The sequence below is a fragment of the Phyllobacterium sp. UNC302MFCol5.2 genome (genome assembly GCF_000686005.1).
Taxonomy (GTDB): Bacteria; Pseudomonadota; Alphaproteobacteria; order Rhizobiales; family Rhizobiaceae; genus Phyllobacterium; species Phyllobacterium pellucidum.
Map to the genome: position 1 here is coordinate 51,920 of NZ_JMLL01000011.1, position 22,122 is coordinate 74,041.

Annotated in this window: 21 protein-coding genes, 1 tRNA gene and 1 pseudogene; 13 read left to right on the forward strand and 10 right to left on the reverse strand. The window is 59.4% G+C overall.

All coding sequences use genetic code 11. The annotated features are described in order from the left end of the window. Positions 1 to 202 precede the first annotated feature (202 nt). The 3 genes from BR48_RS0111520 (at position 203) to BR48_RS0111530 (ending at position 2,899) form a co-directional block, all read left to right on the forward strand. The gene (locus BR48_RS0111520) at positions 203 to 1,951 is read left to right on the forward strand and encodes an adenylate/guanylate cyclase domain-containing protein (protein WP_027231436.1); all 1,749 of its coding nucleotides are present in this window, start codon (positions 203 to 205) and stop codon (positions 1,949 to 1,951) included. A 91-nt stretch (positions 1,952 to 2,042) separates the two neighbouring features. Beyond that, positions 2,043 to 2,426 (forward strand): DUF6152 family protein, encoded by a 384-nt coding sequence (locus BR48_RS0111525; RefSeq protein ID WP_027231437.1) that lies wholly within the window; start codon positions 2,043 to 2,045, stop codon positions 2,424 to 2,426. Continuing rightward, complete coding sequence (locus tag BR48_RS0111530; protein ID WP_051614892.1) at positions 2,423 to 2,899, forward strand: hypothetical protein; 477 nt, start codon at positions 2,423 to 2,425, stop codon at positions 2,897 to 2,899. Before BR48_RS0111525 ends, BR48_RS0111530 begins: the two co-directional genes overlap by 4 nt. On the opposite strand, the gene BR48_RS0111535 is transcribed toward BR48_RS0111530, so the two are convergent. Together BR48_RS0111535 and BR48_RS0111540 are read right to left on the reverse strand one after the other, a co-directional pair. Then, entirely contained in the window at positions 2,896 to 3,339 is a 444-nt protein-coding gene (locus BR48_RS0111535; protein ID WP_027231439.1) for an SET domain-containing protein, read from the reverse strand. The genes BR48_RS0111530 and BR48_RS0111535 overlap by 4 nt on opposite strands. Continuing rightward, positions 3,336 to 3,965 (reverse strand): TetR/AcrR family transcriptional regulator, encoded by a 630-nt coding sequence (locus BR48_RS0111540; RefSeq protein ID WP_051614894.1) that lies wholly within the window; start codon positions 3,963 to 3,965, stop codon positions 3,336 to 3,338. The genes BR48_RS0111535 and BR48_RS0111540 overlap by 4 nt, the downstream gene beginning before the upstream one ends. A gap of 92 nt (positions 3,966 to 4,057) precedes the next feature. On the opposite strand from BR48_RS0111540, the gene BR48_RS0111545 reads away from it, so the two are divergent. From BR48_RS0111545 to BR48_RS0111555, 3 genes are all read left to right on the forward strand, one after another. Further along, complete coding sequence (locus BR48_RS0111545; protein ID WP_027231441.1) at positions 4,058 to 4,903, forward strand: NAD(P)H-binding protein; 846 nt, start codon at positions 4,058 to 4,060, stop codon at positions 4,901 to 4,903. Beyond that, entirely contained in the window at positions 4,900 to 5,388 is a 489-nt protein-coding gene (locus BR48_RS0111550; protein ID WP_027231442.1) for an anthrone oxygenase family protein, read from the forward strand. Before BR48_RS0111545 ends, BR48_RS0111550 begins: the two co-directional genes overlap by 4 nt. A 76-nt stretch (positions 5,389 to 5,464) precedes the next feature. Continuing rightward, complete coding sequence (locus BR48_RS0111555) at positions 5,465 to 6,247, forward strand: DUF4239 domain-containing protein (RefSeq protein WP_027231443.1); 783 nt, start codon at positions 5,465 to 5,467, stop codon at positions 6,245 to 6,247. A gap of 11 nt (positions 6,248 to 6,258) precedes the next feature. Here the strand turns inward: BR48_RS0111555 and BR48_RS0111560 are convergent, their stop codons facing one another. The 7 genes from BR48_RS0111560 to BR48_RS24400 all read right to left on the reverse strand — a co-directional run bounded on the left by BR48_RS0111560 (position 6,259) and on the right by BR48_RS24400 (position 14,491). Further along, positions 6,259 to 7,503: a type VI secretion protein ImpB gene (locus tag BR48_RS0111560; RefSeq protein WP_027231444.1), complete on the reverse strand. Its 1,245-nt coding sequence runs from the start codon at positions 7,501 to 7,503 to the stop codon at positions 6,259 to 6,261. Between the two features lie 87 nt (positions 7,504 to 7,590). Continuing rightward, positions 7,591 to 9,381, reverse strand: a complete 1,791-nt coding sequence (recJ, locus tag BR48_RS0111565; protein WP_027231445.1) for a single-stranded-DNA-specific exonuclease RecJ — start codon at positions 9,379 to 9,381, stop codon at positions 7,591 to 7,593. A gap of 77 nt (positions 9,382 to 9,458) precedes the next feature. Continuing rightward, complete coding sequence (locus tag BR48_RS0111570; protein WP_027231446.1) at positions 9,459 to 10,070, reverse strand: hypothetical protein; 612 nt, start codon at positions 10,068 to 10,070, stop codon at positions 9,459 to 9,461. A gap of 151 nt (positions 10,071 to 10,221) precedes the next feature. Continuing rightward, entirely contained in the window at positions 10,222 to 11,205 is a 984-nt protein-coding gene (gene glpX, locus BR48_RS0111575; protein ID WP_027231447.1) for a class II fructose-bisphosphatase, read from the reverse strand. Between the two features lie 178 nt (positions 11,206 to 11,383). After that, a complete protein-coding gene (locus tag BR48_RS0111580; protein ID WP_027231448.1) occupies positions 11,384 to 12,700 on the reverse strand; it encodes a homoserine dehydrogenase in 1,317 nt (438 codons plus the stop codon). Positions 12,701 to 12,772: 72 nt separating this feature from the next. After that, a complete protein-coding gene (locus tag BR48_RS0111585) occupies positions 12,773 to 13,990 on the reverse strand; it encodes an LL-diaminopimelate aminotransferase (RefSeq protein WP_027231449.1) in 1,218 nt (405 codons plus the stop codon). Positions 13,991 to 14,131: 141 nt separating this feature from the next. Next, positions 14,132 to 14,491: a hypothetical protein gene (locus BR48_RS24400; protein WP_036814269.1), complete on the reverse strand. Its 360-nt coding sequence runs from the start codon at positions 14,489 to 14,491 to the stop codon at positions 14,132 to 14,134. 117 nt (positions 14,492 to 14,608) lie between these two features. Here BR48_RS24400 and phaC point away from each other — a divergent pair, with 117 nt between their 5' ends. The 3 genes from phaC (at position 14,609) to BR48_RS0111605 (ending at position 18,212) form a co-directional block, all read left to right on the forward strand. Beyond that, entirely contained in the window at positions 14,609 to 16,429 is a 1,821-nt protein-coding gene (phaC, locus tag BR48_RS0111595; RefSeq protein WP_027231450.1) for a class I poly(R)-hydroxyalkanoic acid synthase, read from the forward strand. A 248-nt stretch (positions 16,430 to 16,677) separates the two neighbouring features. Continuing rightward, a complete protein-coding gene (locus BR48_RS0111600) occupies positions 16,678 to 17,991 on the forward strand; it encodes a YcbK family protein (protein WP_245273437.1) in 1,314 nt (437 codons plus the stop codon). A 145-nt stretch (positions 17,992 to 18,136) separates the two neighbouring features. Continuing rightward, a tRNA-Glu gene (locus BR48_RS0111605) sits at positions 18,137 to 18,212 on the forward strand. Positions 18,213 to 18,332: 120 nt separating this feature from the next. Here the strand turns inward: BR48_RS0111605 and BR48_RS0111610 are convergent. After that, positions 18,333 to 18,512: a hypothetical protein gene (locus BR48_RS0111610; RefSeq protein ID WP_051614993.1), complete on the reverse strand. Its 180-nt coding sequence runs from the start codon at positions 18,510 to 18,512 to the stop codon at positions 18,333 to 18,335. 318 nt (positions 18,513 to 18,830) lie between these two features. On the opposite strand from BR48_RS0111610, the gene sfsA reads away from it, so the two are divergent. From sfsA to BR48_RS24410, 4 genes and pseudogenes are all read left to right on the forward strand, one after another. Next, the gene (sfsA, locus tag BR48_RS0111615) at positions 18,831 to 19,535 is read left to right on the forward strand and encodes a DNA/RNA nuclease SfsA (RefSeq protein ID WP_027231453.1); all 705 of its coding nucleotides are present in this window, start codon (positions 18,831 to 18,833) and stop codon (positions 19,533 to 19,535) included. Between the two features lie 18 nt (positions 19,536 to 19,553). Beyond that, entirely contained in the window at positions 19,554 to 20,384 is an 831-nt protein-coding gene (gene map, locus BR48_RS0111620; protein ID WP_027231454.1) for a type I methionyl aminopeptidase, read from the forward strand. An 8-nt stretch (positions 20,385 to 20,392) separates the two neighbouring features. Next, positions 20,393 to 21,193, forward strand: a complete 801-nt coding sequence (gene radC / locus BR48_RS24405; protein ID WP_081815855.1) for a DNA repair protein RadC — start codon at positions 20,393 to 20,395, stop codon at positions 21,191 to 21,193. 95 nt (positions 21,194 to 21,288) lie between these two features. Next, positions 21,289 to 22,000, forward strand: a pseudogene (locus BR48_RS24410) (AraC family transcriptional regulator). Positions 22,001 to 22,122: the final 122 nt, after the last annotated feature.

The window sequence follows — 22,122 nt, forward strand, 5'->3', positions numbered from 1 at the left end:
GGCTCATTCGTGTGTTCTATTGGCTAGTGCAATCCGCTCGGTCAGGCAAGTGTTTCTCATATGCGAATGGCTGAAAGCCAGGCCCTAATCCCTCTGATGCAATAGCAAGCAGGGCAGACACGCAGTAATACACCGACTTGGCGCATGCCAAACACCGTGATTAACTGAGTGCGTCAGATGGGGATCGGGGGCGACACCTGATATGGCAGATGAACGTGTCAAACGACGACTCGCTGCGATTTTCGTCGCCGACGTGGTCGGCTATACGCGCCATATGGAGCAGGATGAGGCAGGCACCCTCTCCCGTCTGAAGGCCCGGCGCCGCGATGTTCTCGACCCGCTGCTGCTCCGCCACGAGGGGCGCCTCGTTAAAATCCTCGGCGACGGAATTCTTGCGGAATTTGCCAGCGCCGCAAGCGCGGTTCGCTGCGCCGTGGAACTGCAGCGGGACATGGACGCGGCCAATGAAGGATTGCCCGAGACCCGCCAGTATGTGCTGCGCATCGGTATCAGCCTCGGCGATGTCATCGTCGAGGGCAAGGACCTCTACGGCAACGGCGTCAATCTCGCCGTAAGGCTCGAAAGTCATGGCAACGCCGGCGACATAACGATCTCGTCCAACGTATTCGATCAGGTCTGTCGTGAAGTCGTTGCGGAGTATGACGATCTCGGGCCCGTTTCGATGAAGAATTTCGCCAAGTCGGTTCATGCCTACCGCGTCCGGCCGTGTCCGCAGCAGCCGCCAGGAGCGGATGGTGGTCAGTCCACGCCATTGTCGTTGCCGCCGCGGCCGTCCATTGCGGTACTGCCGTTCAACACGATGGGCGCCAATGCCGAGCATGGCGCCTTCGCCGATGGGCTTACCGAAGACCTCATTACCGAGCTTTCGCGCACGCCCGGCCTTTTCGTCATCGCCCAGCATTCAGCCTTTGCCTACAAGGGAAAACCAGTGGACGTCCGCCAGATCGCCACCGAGCTTGGCGTGCGTTACCTGCTCGAAGGAAGCGCCCGCCGTTCCGCAGAGAGAGTGCGCGTCAACGTTCAGCTCGTAGACACGCTCGGCGGCGGCTACCTGTGGGCCGAGCGATACGACCGTGAGATCGAGGATATTTTTGCGGTGCAGGACGACGTGGCCGCAAGGATCGTGGAGGCGCTTGTTGGACGACTTATCGTCCCGCCCATGCGCAATCGCCCAAAGAGCATGGAAGCCTATGATCTTTGCGTGCGCGCGCGCTCGCTTGGCTGGAATTCCGCCGGATCCCCTGAAGCCATCTACGAATCCATCGTCCTGCTCCAGCAGGCGATCGCAATCGATCCATCTTACGCCGAAGCCTATGGCTGGTTGGCATTCAATCTGTGGTCCACCTGGGCAAATGCCATGGATGCTACCGGGGACAATCGCAGACTGTCGCTTGAAATGGCTAGAAAGGCAGTGGCCCTCGATGCCAATGACGCTCAAAGTCGCTGGATATTGGGTTATCTCCTTGCCTATGAAGGGCAATGGTCGGAATCGGACGCGGCGTTCGATGCAGCGATCGCAATGGATCGGAACTCGGCGGACGCGTTGATCTTTCGCGCAGAGCTTCTCGCCTTTGCCGGACGAGCGAGCGAAGCCATGGACGTCATGGAACAGGCGTTCAGGCTAAATCCGCATCCGACCGCCTCATATTATTGGGAACAGAGCCTCGTATATTACGTCGCCGGTCAATATGAAAAAGCGATCGAAACCGTGCGCCGCGGCCCCGCATACCGCACTGGGGCCCGACGCATTCTTGCGGCAAGCCTTGCGCAGGCCGGGAATCTGAACGAAGCCCGCCAGGAGGCAGCGCTCTTCATGGCCAACAACCCGAACTTTTCCATCGGAAAGTGGGCGGAATCGCAGCCATTCCGCGATCCGGAGACGCGGCAATTGTTTGTCGAGGGATATCGCAAGGCCGGGCTGCCCGAGTGACGCTGCCCGGCCTTCACAAGACTGTTGTTTGGCCTTCCCGCTAATCGATGGGATAGTTTGACCTGTCAGGCAATTGAAAAGGGAGGCAGTCATGCAGACTCTGCTAGGCCGAATTTTCAGTGGTGCCGCCGTTGCAGCGATATTCGCCACCGGTGCACTCGCACATCACGGCTGGTCCTGGGCCGAAGCCGACCAGATCGAACTGCGCGGCATTATCCGGGAAATCTATATTGGGCCGCCGCACCCGACCCTTGATGTCGAAACCGCGAGCGATGGGCTTTGGCGCATCGAACTTGCCAATCATAACCAGACCACGCGCGCCGGCTTCATCGAGGGGTCGGCAAAAGAGGGTGATGAAATCGTCGCGCTCGGCAACCGTTCCACCGACCCGCAAGAGAAGCGTATGAAAGCGGTGAGGATTTCGGTCGCGGGCAAGACCTATGATCTTTATCCCGAGCGTATAAAAACGCAGTGAGCAGCGGTTTCGTCGAGCTGCTGCAGGGACTCTCCGAATGGCCGGTCGCCGTGCTGCTGCGGCGCTATCAGATTGCATATCTGATCGCCAACGCCGTCCATATCATATCCGTCGGCCTGCTCATCGGCGCCATCGTCACGCTTGATCTTCGCATTCTCGGCCTGTTCAAGCAGTACCCTGTGAACATGCTTGCGCCGCCTCTCATCTGCGTAGCGGCAACGGGCATCGCGCTTGCCATGATGACCGGGTTCATCCTGTTCACCGTGCGGCCGGTAGCATACGTCAACAACCCTGCCTTCCTTGCCAAACTTGCCCTGATCGCGCTGGGCCTGGGCAACGCATTGCTGCTCAGCCGCAGCCGGTCCTGGCGGTTCGAAAAGCAAGTGTCCGGCGGAGCGCGCATCGCCGCGCTCATATCGTTGACCGTCTGGATATGCGCCGTCATTGCGGGACGCTGGATCGGCTTTATCTAGTCGTCGTCCTGCATGAACGTCGTATCGTCCCGTTGCATGTAGCCGTCGGGTACCGGCTGCACCGCATAGTCGAGCGTCAGTTCTTCGCCTGCGGCGATAGCGCGTATTGCCCGCATGGTGCGATAGTCGGCGCCGATCTCGATACTGGGATTGAAACTGTGGTTGATAAAGCCGTAGCTCGTGCGCAAGGGACGAACCAGCAGCATTTCGCCCGGCAGCGCATTCCATTCCATTTCCGTCAGCAAGACCGGGTAACGCTTCGCTTCCACCAACTGACCATCGAGAACACAAAGTACCTCGTCCCTCGCCCAGGCACGGCCGGTGAAAAGCCCCTGCCCCTGCAGCCCGCTTTTTGCAACGTATGTATCGGGAATAGTCTCGATAAGCGCCTCGCCGTTGAGGAAGATTTCGGCGCAGGTATCGATCGTTGGCTTGCTCATCCTTGATCCATCTCCCGCAAGACCATGTTCTTGAAGTGCTCAACCAACGCATCGCCCTCCGCCCGGTCGACCGAGATGGCAAGGCGCATCGTTGCTTCGCCAAGCTGCATGATGAGAAAACTCGACCGTTCGAGTTCGGTTCGGTCGGCAACGGGATTGACGCGTGCACGGGCGCTCGCCAGTACCGCGCCATTGATGCGGCTATCGGCAAGATCGATATCGCGCAGCGCCTTGTCGGCCTGCATGCCGGACCAGATATCGCGCATTACCGGCTCGGCCAGGAACATAGCATAATAAATATCGATCAATTCGCCGAACGCCCGGCGCAAACCCACCTTGTCGCTAACCCCTTCCAGTCCTTCGGCAATGCATTGCTGGCCGGCCACATTATAGCGCTCCGCCAGCGTCCGAATGATTGCCGCCTTGTCGGGGAAATACTGGTAGAGCGAACCGATCGATATGCCTGCCATTTCGGCGACATCGCTCATGCGCATGGCATCGCTGCCGCTTTTTTCAATGAGCGCCGAGGCGCACGCCAATATGCGCTCAACCCGTTCGCGGCTGCGTTTCTGGGTGGGTTCGCGCCGCGTCCCCGTCTCTGTTGCCACGATGCCAGTGTCATTCATGAGTATTCCTCACATTTTTCTTGACTCCTATAATATGAGGATTTATCACATTTGCAAATATGAGACTTCCTCATATTTAATGGGAGCTGAAAATGACAACGTTCCATAGTTCGAAATTTCCTGTTCTGATCGTTGGCGGCACAGGCAAGACCGGCCGACGCGTGGCCAAGCGCCTTGCCGCCCTCGGCCTTCCCGTCCGTATCGGATCGCGCCAAGGCACTCCGGCCTTCGATTGGGAAAATCCCGACACGTGGGCTGTGGCACTGGAGGGTGTGTCGGCGGCCTACATCACCTACTACCCGGATCTCGCCGTGCCGGGCGCCGCGGATGCCGTCGGTGAGTTAGCCCGCCTTGCCGTTCGCAAGGGCGTGAAGCGTCTCGTTCTCCTTTCAGGACGCGGAGAGCCGGAAGCCCAACGCGCCGAACAGGCTTTGCAGGCATCGGGGGCGGACTGGACGATCGTACGCGCGAGCTGGTTTGCGGAGAACTTCAGCGAGAGCTTCTTTCGCGAACCGATCCTTGCCGGGGATCTTGCGCTGCCGGTGCAAGGCGTGCGCGAACCCTTCATCCATGCCGATGACATTGCTGACATCGTGGTCGCCGCGCTGACGGATACGAGGCACATCGGCGAGCTCTACGAGGTCACGGGCCCACGCCTGATCACATTTGCCGAGGCGACCGCGGAAATCGCCAAGGCGACTCGCCGCGATATTCTCTTCACGCCGATCCCCCACGATGTCTTCATGCAGGGGCTGGCGGCCGATGGCGTTCCGGATGATGTCGCTGCGTTGATCGATGAGCTTTTCCGCTCGGTTCTGGATGGGCGCAATGAATATCTCACCGATGGCGTGCAGCGGGCAATCGGCCGGGCACCGCGGGATTTTGCCGATTTCGCCCAAGCAGGCGCTGCGGCCGGCGTATGGGAGCAAGTGAAATGATTGCTCTCATTCCAATCCTCACTCTTCTTGCCGCCCTTGGCAGCGGTCTGATGGCCGGGCTGTTCTTCGCGTTCTCGAGCTTCGTCATGGCGGCGCTCGCTCGCCTTCCCGCCGATCAAGGCATTACTGCCATGAACTCGATCAACGTGACCATTCTCAACCTCAGCTTTAGCGTCGCCTTCTTCGGAACAACTATTTTGTGTCTTGGGCTTGGCGTGGTCGGATTTCTCCGCTGGTCCGAGCCCGGATCGATGTGGCTCGTAGCGGGAAGCCTGCTCTTCCTGATCGGCACGATCGCCGTGACGATGATCTTCAACGTGCCGCTGAATGACGCGCTTGCCACCGCCAACCCGGCGAGCCTCGAGAGCGCAGCTCTCTGGATGCGTTACCTTGCCGAATGGCTGCCGTGGAACCATGTCCGCACGCTCACCAGCATAGCGGCATTGATCAGCTTCATCCTGGCCTTTGCCCGACAGTCAGCCTGATCAAACCTCATCTCCTGTCCTTTTTCCGGAAACACAGTAGATTAACCAGGCAATTGCGCTGGTTCCGGGGGAATACATGGCATTTGAGCTTCTTGTCGCGGTGCTGTTCGTTGGCGGAACGATAACCCTGACGCTCATCGCCTATTTCCTGATGCGCCTCATTACGGGCGGCGATCCCGATGGCCAGGAACGCGATCTGGCAAGTTCGATCATCTTCCGCGTATCGGCCTTGCACGGACTGATCCTGGCTCTCGTCTTTGCGCAGGAGATGATCGACTACCAGCAGCTTCGCAATGAAACCGCGACCGAATCCAACGCCATTGCCGATATCTACTTCGACGCGGGCCGCTATGGCGGCGGCCATGCCGGGGCGATCCAGACTCCGCTCAGCGAATATATCAGCGTGGTGGTCGACAAGGAGTGGGCGATCCTCGGCGCCACCGACCGCCTGACTCCGGAGGCCTGGGCGAAGTGGGACGCAGCCTATGCGGCCGTGCTTGATCTCGAACCGACGAACAAGCGCGAGGAAAGCCTGCGCAACCACATGCTTGAGCGTCTCTACACAGTTGCCGAAAGCCGAACCAAGCGGGAAAGCAATGTCGCCGACTCGATGAGCGGCATCTTCTGGTTCGCGGCTCTCTCCGGCGTCGTGTTCATCGCGCTCGCCTATTATTCCTATCCGCCGCAGCGACGAAATATCGTTCTCATCTCCATGTTCGGCGCCTATACCGGCATTATCCTGTTTCTCATTTATGCCTTCTCCAACCCCTACAGTCCGCCCGCAGCAATGAGCCCCGGCCCGCTTCTGCGCCTCCAGGAGCAGATCCGCCACTCGATCTCGCAACCACCGCAGACGTAACGAAGCGTCGCTCAAAAATCCTCGGCGGCAGGTATTCGGCCAAATGCGATCTTCGACCCTATGTAGTTTCCGGGCCCATTCGCTGGACCAAGGTTCAGCGCCCTGGATCCGTGCCTTACCCTGATCGTGTCGAGAACATCAGACACCCGCTCCCACTGACTCTGCGCTCTACAGCTATCGCGCGTATCGAACAGGTCGCGACTGGCTTCCTGCTCCTCGGAGAGCTCATGCAGGACGACGGTAACCGAACCGATGTTGTTCATTTCGCCTGACATCACAAATTTCTCGTGCAATTCATTGAGTGCATTGAGAAAAGTATGATCGTCGCGCGCCGGCCTGAATCGCTTGTCCATGCTTGTGCGGTTTTCGCGGCGCGTACCCACGGTGTAGGTCAGCGCCCCGGCGCGATGATGTGAACGGCGCAGCCTTCGTGCCGCGCTCATTGTCAAAAGACGCGCACATTGCAGCACCTTTTGCGGCGTCCGCCAGTCCGGAGGCAAATTGCGGCCATGGCCGAACATGCGCTTGATCGTTTCCGGCTTTTCGACTGAGTAACCGTGCAAGGCGGCAACGAAACGTTCGCCTTCGACGCTGTTCCAGATCGCCCGCGCATGCTTGGGGGCAAGTGCCCAAAGGCCTGCAATATCGGTGACGCCTGCCTCTATGAGACGCGTCTCCATGCCCTTGGAAATACCCGGCAGATCGCGCAAGGCAAGACCCAGCAATCTCCCCGGCAGATCCGCGTGGTCGAGAATCACGAAGCCATCCGGCTTATCCATCTCCGCCGCAATCTTGGCGAGCAGTTCATTGAACGAGATGCCGATCGAACAGGTGAGCACCGGACCAAACTCGTCGCGCAACGATCGCTTGATGCGCGACGAGAGCTCTGCTGCCTGCCGCGCTTCAGATTCGAGCAGCGTGCAGGCAAGCTCGTCGATCGAGCGCACCGCGGCGATCGGAACGCACCGCTCGATGATTTCAAGAATGCGATTGTGCAGGCGCACGTATACATCAGGCCGCGCCTCGATGAACACGATGTCCGGGCATTTCTCCCGCGCCTCACGTACTGAAGTGCCCGTCTTGATGCCGAATGGCTTGGCTTCGCGGCTTGCGGCGATCACGCTGGTATAGGGAGAATCGAGCGGAACGACCGCTATTGGCCTACCCTGCAGCGCCGGATTGAGTTGCTGCTCGGCGCTCGCAAAGAAACTGTCAAAATCCAGATATAGCTTTTCAGGATGGGTCGGCTTGCGCATGTTCCGGGCTCTCACATTGAGAACAAAAATAGAACACTTGCTCCGGAATTAAAACAGCAATCTTGGAAAATCGCGAAGAAGCTCCGGTCAGACAACACGTGCCGCGTCGAGAATGCGAAACTGCGTGGTTGTCGAACCATTCCAGTGGTTGAGGGAAAGATTGCCCGCAACGTGGATGGTTTGGCCGAGATTTTTGAACAGGAAATCGCCGAGCGGGCTACCGACAGCGCGAAACGCCATGGCATTGATCCGCGAGCCATCGGCACTGACGAGTGTCGCTCGCACATGGCCGCTTCCCACTTCCCGCGCATCGGTGAGGCGGTGATGCGGCAGTACAAGCACCGGTTGTGGATGCCCCGAGCCGTAGGGTCCCGCCCGCTCCATCAGGTCGTGCAAGGCCACGGTGGCGCCGGCGGCGCTGAGCGCTCCGTCGATTTCCAGCGATTCATTGCCGCGCAATTCCCCGACCATGGCCGCTGCATTTTCTTCGAAAAAGGCCCGCAAGGCGCCGAGTTTGCCGCGTTCCACGGTTATGCCGGCTGCCATGGCATGCCCGCCGCCCTTGACGAGAAAGCCTTGTTCGACCGCGCCGCGTACCAGCCTGCCGAGGTCGAACCCGTGGATGGAGCGGCCGGAGCCCGCGCCGGTGCCATTGGCATTGAACGCGATGGCAAAAGCCGGACGCCGGGTTTTTTCTTTCAGCCGGGCCGCGATCAGCCCGACGATCCCCGGATGCCAGTCGTCATTCGCGGTAACGACGATGGCGGGGCCAGCGGCCGCTGAAAGTTCGGTCATTGCCTCCGCTTCAGCCTGTTCCAGCATGGCGGTTTCCATCGCCTGGCGTTCTTGATTGAGGCGGTTGAGTTCCTCGGCAATGCGCAGCGCTTCGTTTGGATCGTCCAGCGTCAAGAGACGCGCGCCGAGGCCGGCATCGCCTATACGCCCGCCGGCATTGATGCGGGGGCCGATCAGATAGGCGAAATGAAAGGCATTGAGCGGTTCACCGATGCGCGCAACGCGCGCGAGGGCCGCAAGGCCGACATTTTGCTGGGCCCGTGCCACAAGGATGCCTTTGACGACGAAGGCACGGTTGAGTCCCTGCAGCGGCACGACATCGCAAACGGTCGCAAGCGCGGCAAGGTCGAGCAACGACAAGAGGTCGAACGGGGGCGCGCTCGCGCCGACACCCTGTTCGCGCATCGCGCGCAACGTCTGCACGAGCGTCAGGAACACGACGCCTGCAGCACAAAGGTGGCCCTGCCCCGAAAGATCGTCCTCGCGATTGGGGTTGACCACGGCAAGCGCGGCAGCTGGCAACGCGCCACCAAGCTGGTGATGGTCGAGCACGACGACATCGGCGCCCGCAACCTTCGCCGCCTCGATGGCGGCCGCGCTGTTGGTTCCGCAGTCGACCGTTACGATCAGGCTCGCCTGCTGCGCGAGTTCCTGCATCGCCGCAGGATTGGGACCGTAGCCTTCGAAAATCCGGTCAGGAATATAGATGCGATTGGCGATGCCATAGTGGCTGAGAAACCTTGACAGGATCGCCGAGGAAGCCGCCCCGTCAACGTCGTAGTCGCCGAAGATGGCGACCTTTTCGCGGCCCGCAATTGCCCTTGCGATGCGTGCCGCGGCAATTTCCATATCGGTCAGCGATGTGGGATCGGGCATGAGGCTTTTCAGCGTCGGGTCCATGAAGGCAACCGCCTCGTCGAGCCCTACACCCCTGCCGGCCAGCACCCGGGTCACGATATCCGGAAAACCATGGTTCTGCGCCATAGCGAGCGCGATGTTCGCCTCGCGCTGGGCGAGCCGGTCCACCCATTTCAGGCCGGTTGCCGATTTTTCAACGCCGAGGAAGAGCCGTGCCGATGTCATTGCATCGTTCAATCATCCGGCGACTGCGAAAGCAATGCTTCGAAAGGCCTATCCAACGCCAATCACGCCAACGGGTGTCAGTTGCTGGCAGGAGGCAGCGCAAGTTCGCTGATGGCGGAGGCCATGGCGGAGGCGAAATCGGCAAGTTGCCGGTCGACGACCTCCTTGGAGCTGAGGCGATAATTCATTACGGGCTGAATCAGCATGTAGCGCCCGAGCACGCCTGTGGCGCAAACGAGAAAGTCGTCCTTTTTCTGGGGATCATCAGAGCTGACACAGGCCATGGCGCGGTTGCCGTAACTTATATTGGTCCGCTGCGCCACTTGGTTGGGCTGGCTCGAATGGTATTGGAATGCCTGGTCGAGCAGGCTGCGCACCACTGGATCATCGGGGCCGTCCTTGACCGGGTACATGCCGGCGACATTGCTGGCACGGACCCCGTTGACCGAGACGATCGCTCGCGCATCCACGCCGCCATATTCGACAGTCGCGCTGAAATTCTGCGGATCGGCATTGCGGCTGATGACGGTGAAGGGGCCGGAGGTATCAGGCAGACCGACGAGGATATCGCGCGAACGGTAGCCTTGAATGAGATCCAGGTCCGTTTCCTGCGCATGAAGCGGAGAAAACGGCACTAAAACCAAAAGTATCGACAATATATTGCAGACAATTCCGTAATGGATATTCATGCCTGACCCGTTGCGAAGAGGTACTCATATGACAAAATACCAAAAAACACGTGATCCCAATAGGGTAGAGTGAAATCAGCAGTAATTATCGTAAAAAAAAGCTGCCGGTCCTGAACGAGACAGGCAGCTTTATGTGAAGGCGGGCGCGTCGTTACTGAAACTTGGCCATGTCCTGATGCTTGGCCTTGATCTCGCGCACCGTCTGCGAATGCGAACGCATGACGACCGTATGCGTCTGGATGTAGTCGCGGGCAAACTTGACGCCGCTGAGCATGTTGCCGTCGGTCACGCCCGTGGCGGCAAAGAGCACGTCGCCCTTCGCCATTTCTTCCATCGTATAGACCTTCTTGGGATCGGAGATGCCCATCTTGGCGGCGCGTGCGATCTTGTCGTCGCTGTTGAGCTGCAAACGCCCCTGCATCTGGCCGCCGATGCAGCGAAGCGCCGCCGCGGCAAGTACGCCCTCAGGGGCGCCGCCAATGCCGAGATAGATGTCGATACCGGTCTCGTCCGGATCCGTCGTATGGATGACGCCGGCAACGTCGCCATCACCGATCAGGCGAATTGCAGCGCCCGTCGCACGCACCTCCTCGATCAGGCGCGCATGCCGCGGGCGGTCCATGATGCAGGCGGTGATTTCGTTGAGCGGCACGCCCTTCGCCTTGGCAACGGCGGTGATATTTTCGATGGCAGGCGCGTCGAGATTGATGATTCCGGCTGGATAACCCGGACCAACGGCGATCTTTTCCATGTAGACGTCGGGCGCATAGAGAAGATTGCCCTTCTCGGCAATCGCGATGACTGCGAGAGAATTCGGCAGGTTCTTGGCGCAGATCGTCGTCCCTTCAAGCGGGTCGAGGGCGATATCGACGGCGGGACCGTTCCGCGTGCCGACTTCTTCGCCGATGTAGAGCATCGGCGCCTCATCGCGCTCACCCTCGCCGATCACCACGGTTCCGGCAATCGGGAGCCGGTTGAGCTCCTGACGCATCGCATCCACAGCCGCCTGATCGGCCGCCATCTCGTCACCCCGGCCGCGCAGGCGTGCAGCAGCCACCGCTGCCCGCTCGGTTACGCGCACCAATTCGAGGGTAAGGATGCGATCGAGACCATTTTGTTCGGAGGTTTTCAGCATAGTTTTTCCTGCGTTGGTGTGGCGACGCCGTATTTTCGGATCGCCACAGCTCTCCTTAGCATCGGTATGCAACCTTTTGTCAAAGTCGCACCGATGCGGCAAGGGCTCGCAAAAAAGCTAATCGATTAAACGCCCTAGGCGCAGTTTCTTCCAGTGGTTGCGGCTGCGCGAGGCGGTCTCAACCCGCCCGTTCGATACGGATCATCTGGGGTTTGTCGGTCGCGTGGCCATCCTTGACGATCCCTTCGAGCGCTTTCTTCACCGCAGCTTCAGTGGTCTCGTGCGTGACAAGAATAACCGTCTTCGTCGCTTCCGGCTGGTTGTCGGCGCTCTGGCGCTGGACGATGGATTCAAGCGAGATATCGTTGTCAGCCATGCGCTTGGCGATAGCGGCAAACACGCCGGCGCGGTCGTGCACCGTCAGGCGGATGAAGTAGCCGCCCTCGTGCGAGCGCATCCGCGCCCGCTTGTAAGGCGCCAGCGCCTTTGCCGGTGTACCGAACACAGGACCGTGCTGGAAACCCGGCCGGCTTTTGGCAATATCGGCAAGGTCGCCAATAACGGCCGAGGCCGTCGCCGCGCCGCCGGCGCCAGGTCCTGACAACAGCAATTCACCCAGAAGATCGGTTTCAATCGCGACCGCATTGGTGACGCCGTGGACCTGCGCAATGACGGATTCGACCGGCACCATCGTCGGATGAACGCGCTGCTCTATGCCACTGTCGGTTTTCAGGGCCACGCCCAGCAACTTGATGCGATAGCCGAGTTCGTCGGCCGCCTTGATATCGGCGAGCGAGATGTTGCTGATACCCTCAAGATAGATGTCGTCCGCGGAGATCTGAGTGCCGAATGCAAGGCTCGTCAGGATTGCGAGCTTGTGTGCCGTATCATTGCCCTCGATGTCGAAGGTCGGGTCCGCTTCCGCATAGCCGAGACGCTGCGCATCGGCGAGACAGGCATCGAACGAGATACCCTCTTCCCACATGCGCGTGAGGATATAGTTGCAGGTGCCGTTCATGATGCCATAGACGCGCGAAACAGTATTGCCGGTGAGCGACTCGCGCAGCGCCTTGATAACCGGGATGCCACCGGCGACCGCTGCCTCGAAGTTGAGGAGAACGCCCTTATCCTCCGCGATCTTTGCCAAGGCGACGCCATGCTTGGCAAGCAGCGCCTTGTTGGCGGTGATGACGTGCCGGCCGGATTTCAGCGCAGCCTCCACGGCGGCACGCGCCGGCCCTTCGTCACCGCCGATCAATTCGATGAAAACGTCGATGTCGTTTGATTTGGCAAGGGCAACCGGGTCTTCGAACCAGCTCGCTGAGGAAAAGTCGACGCCACGATCGCGCTTGCGGTCACGCGCCGAAACGGCGGTAACCACGATTTCCTTGCCGCACTGGCGAGTGAGCATTTCGCCCCGGTCACGCAATATTTTCAGAACGGAGGCACCAACAGTACCCAGTCCGGCGATACCCACGCGCAGCGCTTCACTCATCATGCAATTCCCTGAAATTTTGCTGAAACGGCGCCGGATGGCGCCGCCGATTTTACTGCGAACGCCGCCAGATCAACGACGAACGTTCAACGGGATGACGTTGTGCAGTTTTTCGTCGGCCGTGGCAAGAAACCGCTTCAGACTGCGTGCGGCCTGACGTATCCGGTGCTCGTTCTCGACAAGAGCGATGCGGATGTAGTCGTCGCCATGCTCGCCGAAACCGATGCCGGGGGCGACCGCAACGTCAGCGTGCTCGATCAGCAGCTTGGAGAATTCGAGCGAGCCGAGGCTGCGGAATTTTTCCGGGATCGGCGCCCAGGCGAACATGGTCGCCGCCGGTGGCGGTACATCCCAGCCTGCCCGGCCGAAGCTGTCGACGAGCACGTCACGCCGGCGCTTATAGATGCCGCGCACTTCCGCGATGTCGGACCCGTCGCCGTTGAGTGCAGCGGCCGCCGCAACCTGGATAGGCGTGAACGCGCCGTAATCGAGGTATGATTTGACCCGGGTCAGCGCCGCTATCAGCCGCTCATTGCCGACGGCAAAGCCCATGCGCCATCCGGGCATCGAAAAGGTCTTCGACATCGATGTGAACTCGACCGCGACATCGATCGCGCCCGGCACCTGCAAAACGGAGGGAGGCGGCGCGCCGTCAAAATAGATCTCCGAATAGGCGAGATCCGATAGAATGATGATCTCGTTCTTGCGGGCGAAAGCGACGACATCCTTGTAGAAATCGAGCGACGCCACATGGGCGGTCGGATTGGACGGATAATTCAGAATAAGTGCCAGCGGCTTTGGAATGGAGTGGCGAATGCCGCGTTCCAACGCCGGAATGAACTGATCGTCGGGCTTTGCCGGAATCGAGCGAATGACGCCGCCCGACATGATGAAGCCGAAAGCATGGATCGGATAGGTCGGATCGGGGCAAAGCACGACGTCGCCCGGAGCGGTGATCGCCTGCGCCATGTTGGCGAAGCCTTCCTTCGAGCCAAGGGTCGCGACGACCTGCGTATCCGGATTGAGCTTCACGCCGAAGCGCCGCTCATAATAGGCGGCCTGGGCGCGGCGCAAACCGGGGATGCCTTTCGATGCCGAATAGCGATGCGTGCGCGGGTCCTGCACGGCCTCGCACAGCTTGTCGACAATGCCCTGGGGCGTCGGAAGGTCTGGGTTGCCCATGCCGAGATCGACAATATCCGCACCCGCCGCTCGCGCGCTCGCCTTCAGGCGATTCACCTGTTCGAAAACGTAAGGCGGGAGGCGGCGAACTTTATGAAATTCTTCCATAGGCTGGGTCCGGTTAAAAGGGTTAATTATGCGCGTCGCGCTATACAACGAAACGCTACAGCGGTCGAGTAATCATTGCGGGCATTCGCGCCGGCGATCGCGACAGCCTCCCACCTCATTGTGGGAAAGATGCGGCCAAAACTAGGGCGTTGTCTTCTTGCCTTCGATCGCCGTCAAATCGTCCTGCTGCTGCTTGATCAGCTTCTGCAAATCCGCCTGCTTCTTGGCAGCCGCCGCCGGATCGGCCGAGGGACCGGATTGCGCGGCTGTCTTTGCCGCCGTCGTCCTGGCGATCAGCGCCTGCTTCTCTTCCGGGGTAAATTGCGTCGTCTCGCCCTTCGGGTCCGGCGTAAAATGCGGATAGGTGCCGGTATTGACGGGTCCGGTCAGCGGCGAATTCGCCATGACCGGCTGCGCCGAGTTATTTGCGCAGGCGCCGAGCCCCGAAATCAGAACGGCGCCGAATGAAAGGCGCATGAGGTTTTTGACCGGCAAGTTCATTTTATGTCCCGATTGCGAAAAACGAATTCATAATGACGATAACAATTGCACGTTAGAGGGATAGCACCAATTTATGATATGATGTCAATATTGTGCGACATGGGAGGAAGTGCCTGCATGGACAATCAAGGGGACAAGACAGGCAAAGCGCCGAACCTTGATAATTATGTCATCAAGGATCCAGAGGCGTTTGCCCGCAATGTCGCCCACATGATCGAGCAGGCCGGCAAGGCCGCATCCGCCTGGGTTGAGCCGCGCGAAAAGGGCCTGAAGCGCGATACGCTTGCCGACCCTGTGACCGATGTCGTCAAGACACTCTCCAAGGTTTCCGAATATTGGCTCGCCGAACCGGCGCGTGCCCTCGAGGCCCAGACAAGGCTGTTCACCAGCTATATGGCGATCTGGTCGAACTCCATTCGCCGCATGAGCGGCGAAGACGTGGAGGATGTTGTCACGCCCGACAAAGGCGACAAACGCTTTGCCGACGAGGATTGGGGCAAGTACGCCTTTTTCGATTTTCTCAAGCAGGCCTATCTCGTCACGGCCCGCTGGGCGGCCGAGCTCGTCGAAAACACCGAAGGGCTAGACGAGCATACGCGTCATAAAGCCTCCTTCTACGTCAAGCAGATCACGACCGCGGCCTCGCCGAGCAATTTTCTTATGACCAATCCCGAGCTCTATAAGGAAACGGTCGCCAGCAACGCGGAAAACCTTGTCCGCGGCATGAAGATGCTTGCAGAAGATATCGCCGCCGGCGGCGGTGACCTCAGGCTCCGCCAGTCCGACACGACAAAATTCTCGCTTGGCGAAAATGTGGCCACCACGCCGGGCAAGGTCATCGCGCGCAGCGAAGTCGCGGAGATCATCCAGTATGAGCCGACAACGGAAAAGGTGCTCAAGCGCCCACTTCTCATCTGCCCGCCCTGGATCAACAAATTTTACATTCTCGATCTCAACCCGGAAAAATCATTCATCAAATGGGCAGTTGATCGGGGACACACGGTCTTCGTCATCTCCTGGGTCAATCCAGACGAGCGCCATGCCCACAAGGACTGGACGGCCTATATCAATGAAGGGCTGCGCTTTGGCCTCGACACCATCGAAAAAGCCACGGGCGAAAAAGGTGTCAATGCTATTGGCTATTGCGTCGGCGGTACGCTGCTGAGTGCGGCGCTTGCGCTTTTTGCCAGAGAGGGCGAGGACCGCATCAAGAGTGCGACGCTCTTCACCACACAGGTGGATTTCACCCATGCTGGCGATCTGAAGGTTTTCGTCGATGAAGACCAGATCAGTGCATTGGAAAAGGCGATGTCCGCCGAGGGTTACCTTGAAGGCACGCGCATGGCGACCGCCTTCAACATGCTGCGCTCCGGCGACCTTATCTGGCCCTATGTCGTCAACAACTACATGCGCGGCCGCGATCCCCTGCCCTTTGACCTTCTCTATTGGAACGCCGACGCGACGCGCATGAGCGCTGCCAACCATTCCTACTATCTGCGCAATTGCTATCTCGACAACAATTTGGTGCGCGGCATGATGCAACTCGCCGGCGAAAATCTCTCCCTCGCCGATGTCAAGATTCCGATCTACAACCTCGCGGCCAAGGAAGACCACATCGCTCCCGCCCTCTCGGTATTTACCGGGTGCAAGTTTTTTGGCGGGGATGTCACCTATGTCCTCGCGGGTTCGGGCCATATTGCCGGCGTCGTCAATCCGCCGGCTAGGAACAAATACCAATATTGGACGGGCGGCGCTCCCATCGGCAATTTTGATGACTGGATCGCCAAAACCCGGGAGCACCCGGGTTCCTGGTGGAACCACTGGGAAAAATGGATCGAATCGCAGGCTCCAGAGCGCGTTTCCGCACGCAAACCCGGCGAACAAAACGTTGAAATTCTGGCCGAAGCACCAGGAACCTATGTTCGCGTCAGGGTGTAGGAAAGAGTTGATTCGAACCGGCGGCACCCGCCAAAGCACAGGTGAAGACAATGGCAAAAAAGCGGCCAATCACGTTTTCGCCTCATTCTATCTATACTGGACGACTTGTGCAGATACCTAAAAGTCTTTAACTCTGGCGACTCTACGCCGGTGTTTTTGCACTTAGACAAAACTTCGCGAGCTTTCTGCTCTTATAAAAGCGGTCTCCACGATCCACGGAAATCGCGAAAGACGAGACGGGGGAATCGTTGAAAATACTGCCAGCCTCAGTTTCTGCCTTGCGGGCGAGTACCGTCGCATGCGTCGTTGCGCTCTCCGCATTCGCAGCAACCTCCTGCACCACTGGCACCAGTCCCAGCGTGACCTCCGCCCTGACCAGCGCTGCCGAATCGACACAGACTGCCGAAGCCAAGTCCACCTCGGAACACGGTATGCCCTCCACCGGCACGGCGACAGTATCGCCCGAAGCGCTTGCGCTCGCCGGCAGCACCGAAGCCAATGCCCTGCAAGCAGTGAAGGATGCGACGAAGCCAGCCGACCCCAAGGCCGCTGCGGCAGTCGCGTCGACAGAACAGCAGGCAGCGGCCACCGCACAGGTCGAAGCGGCTCCGCAGCAGAAAACCTCGCTCTTTGGTTCGAGCGCGCCGGCAAAGCCGGAAGGCACCGTAGATGTCGCCAGCGCCGCAGCAGCGGCAGCTCCGGCCAAGACTTCGCTCTTCGGCAACAGCATGCGCGGTGAAGGCGCACCAGCGCCGCAAAAGGCTGCGCCGAAGCCTGCCGAAGCCGCGGAAGCACCGACCAGCACCGAGACGGCGAAGCCCGACGAGGCTGCAGCCAATGCAAACGTCAAGCCCGCCGAGACCAAGGCGGCGGCTGCCACCGCCCCGAATAAGGACAGCGGTCTCCTCCTTCGCCTTTTCGGCAACAGCCAGAACAGGCCAGCGGCAAGCCGCCAGGTTGCCATCATCCAGCCAAGATCCCAACCGCAACTTCGCTCGGCTGAGCCCCCGGTCCAGACGGCATCGGCCGCGCTTCCCTCGGCCGAATCATTCGAAGGCAAGACCGAGCATCTGTCGTCCTTGCCCGGCGTTCGCCCGAATGCCGGCATTCAGATCATGCAGCGCGACAGCCTTTACGAAGACGATGACGTCGAGGCTGCGCCGGCACAGGTGATTCTCGCTTCCGCTGCCGGCCTCGCGCGTCTCGCCCCGAACGGCTTGAAGGTGCAGCGCGAGAATGTGCAGGTCGCATGTCTCAAGCCGCAGCTCGTCGGCTTCCTCAAGTCGATCGAGCGCCGCTTCGGCAAGGCGGTAATCGTCACCTCCGGCTATCGCAGCCCGCCCTACAACCGCCTCGTGAATGGCGCCAAGGCCTCGCTCCATATGTCATGCGCCGCCGCCGATATTCAGGTGCCGGGCGTTTCCAAGTGGGTGCTGGCCAATTTTGCCCGCTCCATGCCGGGCCGTGGCGGCGTTGGAACTTATTGTCACACCGAATCGGTTCATGTGGATATCGGACCGACCCGCGACTGGAACTGGCGCTGCTCGCGTGGCCGTGGCTAGCCGCACCGCGAAAACCTCCTCGTCCTTACACGCTGTCCTGTGTCGGCTAACGCGCAAGTTGAACAATCTTCATTTTTTTGAAAAAAGAATGCTCAATGGGGTTGCGGCGCAAAAACTGTTTCACTATAAGCCGCTTACCTGCGGGGCGCCCATCGTCTAGCGGTCTAGGACGCCGCCCTTTCACGGCGGAAACAGGGGTTCGATTCCCCTTGGGCGTACCAGGTTTTCTTCCTGGAAATTCAGAACCTTAATGCGTAAAGCTCATTTGCTTTTGTGGCGCGTATCCCATGCAAACGGCCAGCCCTCCGCGAGCTGGCCGCACGATTTGGCGTTTACACGACTCAGTTGGATGGCGCAGGCTTTGCTGGCTCGGGTGCAGGTGTCGCTGGCGCTGGAGCCGGTGTGGCCGGCTCGGATGTCGTGGCAGGCGCGCTGGTTTCACCCTCTTTCGGCTTGTTGTCGCATGCGGCCAAAGTGAGCGCGGCGACGGCTGCGACGGGTAAGAAAAACTTGAAGTTCATCATGTTCTCTCCTGTTTGTTTCGTCCCCATACATAGAATGGGTCAGCGACAGCGGTTCGAACACCCCGGCATTTTCAAGCTTTATCACGCGCTGTTAGACAAAGTTATGAGACCGATATCGGCGGCTGACCTATCATCAGCTTACTGCCGGGACTCATTTGCCGGCAGTAGGGTTCGGTTTACCTCCACTCGGACCCGATTCTCCCACCCAGCAAACTAACCTGCCTTTAGAGGCAGGTTTTTTTATGCGGCATCGGTTGTCACTGTACCCGTTCACGCTGATTGCCGTCTTTTTGCGCTTCGGCTAAACCCAGGACCATGAATTTCGCTTCACCCCTCATTACCGGCAGGCTGGTCCAGCGCTACAAGCGCTTTCTCGCCGATATCATTCTCGACGACGGCGGCGCTGCGATCACGAGTTCGGTCCCCAATACCGGGTCGATGCTTGGCCTTACTGATCCCGGCATTCCGGTCTGGCTCTCCCTCTCCGACGGCGTGAAACGCAAATATCCGCACACGCTGCAGATGGTCGAGGTTGGCGGCACGATGGTCGGCATCAATACCGGCCTGCCCAACCGGATCGCGGAGGAAGCCATCCTTGCCGGGATGATACCCTCGCTCTCGGGCTATGCCGAGCTGTGGCGCGAGCAGAAATATGGAGCGAACTCGCGTATCGATATCCTTTTGCGCGGCCCCGGTCGTCAGCCGGCCTATGTCGAGGTCAAGAACGTCCATTTCTCCCGCAAAGCCGGCCTTGCCGAATTCCCCGATTCGCCAACGGCGCGCGGCGCAAAACATCTGGACGAGCTCGGAAACATGGTTGAAAATGGTTTTCGCGGCGTAATGCTTTATGTCGTCCAGCGCGGGGATTGCGAACGACTGAGGATCTGCGGCGATCTTGACCCGGTCTACGCTATGGCTTTTGATCGGGCAATGAAGCGCGGGGTTGAAGCATACGCTGTAAAATGCCACATCAGGCCCACGGGCATTGCTGCAATAAGCACGATGTCGATTATTGAATGATGCCAACCGGACTTAACTATGGTCACCTATCTCGACGCACAGAACGCGCCTCTTAAGAATACCGGCCAGATCCGGCTGCACGGCCCGGAAGGGTTCGAGGCAATGCGCAAGGCTTGCCAGCTGACCGCCCGCTGCCTCGATGAGCTCGCATCGATCGTGGCGCCGGGCGTCACGACCAATACGATCGACCGGTTCGTGTTCGAGTTCGGCGCCGACCACGGCGCCCTGCCCGCGACGCTCAACTATCGCGGCTACACCAAATCGAGCTGCACGTCGATCAATCACGTGGTTTGCCATGGTATCCCCGATGACAAGCCGCTGCGCGAAGGCGATATCGTCAATGTCGACGTCACCTATATCCTCGATGGCTGGCACGGCGATTCAAGCCGCATGTATCCCGTCGGGCAAATCAAGCGCGCCGCTGAACGCCTGATGGAAGTCACGCTTGAAAGCCTGATGCGCGGCATTGCCGCCGTTCGGCCGGGCGTGCGCACCGGTGCCATTGGCGCTGCCATCCAGACCTATGCCGAAGCCGAGCGTTGCTCGGTCGTGCGCGACTTCTGTGGCCACGGTGTTGGCCAGCTCTTCCACGACGCGCCCAACATCCTTCACTATGGCACGCCGAATGAGGGTATCGAACTGCGCGAGGGAATGATCTTCACCATCGAACCGATGATCAATCTCGGCCGGCCGCATGTGAAGGTGCTTGCAGATGGCTGGACGGCGGTGACACGTGACCGCTCGCTCACCGCGCAATACGAACACACTGTCGGCGTCACCAGCACGGGCTGCGAGATATTCACTCTCTCGCCGGCCGGCCTGTTCGCGCCCGGACTGAACCTCGGATAGGATAGGCAATGAGCGAAGAAAAGCCGGAACCGACTTTCTTCCTCAACGAACCCTCCGCAAAATCCACCCCTAAACAACCAGTCGTTGAGCCTTACTCTGCTTCGCACAACGCTCAGCCGAAGCCGTCGGGCAATGACACGCCGCATTATGTCGGTCATCGCGATCGCATGAAGGAGCGCTTCGAGAAGGTCGGCCACGATGGTTTCGCCGACTATGAAATGCTCGAAATGCTGCTCTACCGCTCGATACGACAGGGCGACACCAAGCCGCTTGCCAAGGCGCTCATTGCCCGTTTCGGTTCACTGGGGGAGGTCCTGGGCGCGCCCGAGCACCTGCTGCGCGAAGTAAAGGGCTGCGGCCCTGCCGTCACTTTCGACCTCAAACTGGTATCCGCGCTCTCGCATCGTGTTATCCGCAGCGATATTCGAGAGAAGGCGTTGCTGACATCGTGGAACAAGGTCATCGAATATTGTATCGCCGCGATGGCCCACGAACCCCGCGAGCAGTTGCGCATCCTGTTCCTCGACAAGAAAAACGCGTTGATTGCCGATGAGGTACAGCAGGTCGGCACTGTCGACCACACACCTGTTTACCCGCGGGAAGTGATCGCACGGGCTCTGCACCTTTCCGCAAGCGCGATCATTCTGGTCCACAACCATCCGTCCGGAGACCCGACGCCTTCCAAGGCGGACATCGAGATGACACGGACCATCGCCAATATCGGCGCGCAGATGGGCATTGTCGTCCACGACCACATTATCGTCGGCAAGAACAGCCACGCCAGTCTCAAGGGATTGCAACTTTTCTGAGAATTGCCGGACAATATCCTGTTCGACAGCAAACCCGATCAAATAAACCATTCTGAAAAGTCCTATTCAGGTATCGTGCTTGAATGGAGATTTGAATGAACACGGTCGAAAAAGCGATCTGGTACATTGAAGGGCATTTTTTCAAGGGTATCACCCTGGACGACATCGCCGCTTCGGCGGGCCTGTCGCGCTTTTACATGTCACGTGCCTTTGCGGCTGTGACTGGCTGTTCGGTCAGCGGCTACATCCGGGGCCGCCGCCTCAGCTCGGCCGCCCGGCTTCTCAGCGAGGGTGCTCCCGATATTCTCTGCGTTGCGCTCGGGGCCGGTTACAATTCCCATGAAGCATTCACCCGCGCCTTCCGCGATCAGTTCGGCGTGACGCCGGAACACGTTCGTGCGCAAGGCCATGTCGACAACATCCCCCTGGTGGAGGCTATCAAAATGGACGAAACATTGGTCGTAGATCTGGAAGAACCGCGTGGTCGGCGACATTGCCTACGGCGTTTGCTGCAATAGCGACGATGAGAACAACTTCGATTACATCGCCGGCGTCGAGGTCAGGGATTTCTCCGAAATTCCCGACACATTCAGCCGCCTCCGTATTCCGTCCCAGAAGTACCTCGTTTTCACGCATCAGGATCATATCTCGACGATCCGAAGCACCTTCATGACCATCTGGGGCAACTATCTTCCGGAGTCTGGCCATGAGGTCGCCGATGCTCCCAATTTCGAGCGCTATGGGCCGCAATTCGATCCGAGAACCGGAAATGGCGGGCTCGAGATCTGGATACCTGTGAAGTCTTGATCGTTTTCATTGGTGGGCCAGCGGCAGCCGGCCCGCCGCAACCATGCGCCGCTCCAACCGTTATTGCTGACAGATGGCTGTTAGCAGGTTTGCTAAGATCAGCCGCCTTGGCAAGATGGGAG

Bases quoted from the DNA above. Each gene is read 5' to 3' on its own strand.
- BR48_RS0111520 (WP_027231436.1), top strand. From the start codon at position 203: ATGGCAGATGAACGTGTCAAACGACGACTCGCTGCGATTTTCGTCGCC.
- BR48_RS0111525 (WP_027231437.1), top strand. From the start codon at position 2,043: ATGCAGACTCTGCTAGGCCGAATTTTCAGTGGTGCCGCCGTTGCAGCG.
- BR48_RS0111535 (WP_027231439.1), bottom strand. From the start codon at position 3,339: ATGAGCAAGCCAACGATCGATACCTGCGCCGAAATCTTCCTCAACGGC.
- BR48_RS0111540 (WP_051614894.1), bottom strand. From the start codon at position 3,965: ATGAATGACACTGGCATCGTGGCAACAGAGACGGGGACGCGGCGCGAA.
- BR48_RS0111545 (WP_027231441.1), top strand. From the start codon at position 4,058: ATGACAACGTTCCATAGTTCGAAATTTCCTGTTCTGATCGTTGGCGGC.
- BR48_RS0111550 (WP_027231442.1), top strand. From the start codon at position 4,900: ATGATTGCTCTCATTCCAATCCTCACTCTTCTTGCCGCCCTTGGCAGC.
- BR48_RS0111555 (WP_027231443.1), top strand. From the start codon at position 5,465: ATGGCATTTGAGCTTCTTGTCGCGGTGCTGTTCGTTGGCGGAACGATA.
- BR48_RS0111560 (WP_027231444.1), bottom strand. From the start codon at position 7,503: ATGCGCAAGCCGACCCATCCTGAAAAGCTATATCTGGATTTTGACAGT.
- recJ (WP_027231445.1), bottom strand. From the start codon at position 9,381: ATGACATCGGCACGGCTCTTCCTCGGCGTTGAAAAATCGGCAACCGGC.
- BR48_RS0111570 (WP_027231446.1), bottom strand. From the start codon at position 10,070: ATGAATATCCATTACGGAATTGTCTGCAATATATTGTCGATACTTTTG.
- glpX (WP_027231447.1), bottom strand. From the start codon at position 11,205: ATGCTGAAAACCTCCGAACAAAATGGTCTCGATCGCATCCTTACCCTC.
- BR48_RS0111580 (WP_027231448.1), bottom strand. From the start codon at position 12,700: ATGAGTGAAGCGCTGCGCGTGGGTATCGCCGGACTGGGTACTGTTGGT.
- BR48_RS0111585 (WP_027231449.1), bottom strand. From the start codon at position 13,990: ATGGAAGAATTTCATAAAGTTCGCCGCCTCCCGCCTTACGTTTTCGAA.
- BR48_RS24400 (WP_036814269.1), bottom strand. From the start codon at position 14,491: ATGAACTTGCCGGTCAAAAACCTCATGCGCCTTTCATTCGGCGCCGTT.
- phaC (WP_027231450.1), top strand. From the start codon at position 14,609: ATGGACAATCAAGGGGACAAGACAGGCAAAGCGCCGAACCTTGATAAT.
- BR48_RS0111610 (WP_051614993.1), bottom strand. From the start codon at position 18,512: ATGAACTTCAAGTTTTTCTTACCCGTCGCAGCCGTCGCCGCGCTCACT.
- sfsA (WP_027231453.1), top strand. From the start codon at position 18,831: ATGAATTTCGCTTCACCCCTCATTACCGGCAGGCTGGTCCAGCGCTAC.
- map (WP_027231454.1), top strand. From the start codon at position 19,554: ATGGTCACCTATCTCGACGCACAGAACGCGCCTCTTAAGAATACCGGC.
- radC (WP_081815855.1), top strand. From the start codon at position 20,393: ATGAGCGAAGAAAAGCCGGAACCGACTTTCTTCCTCAACGAACCCTCC.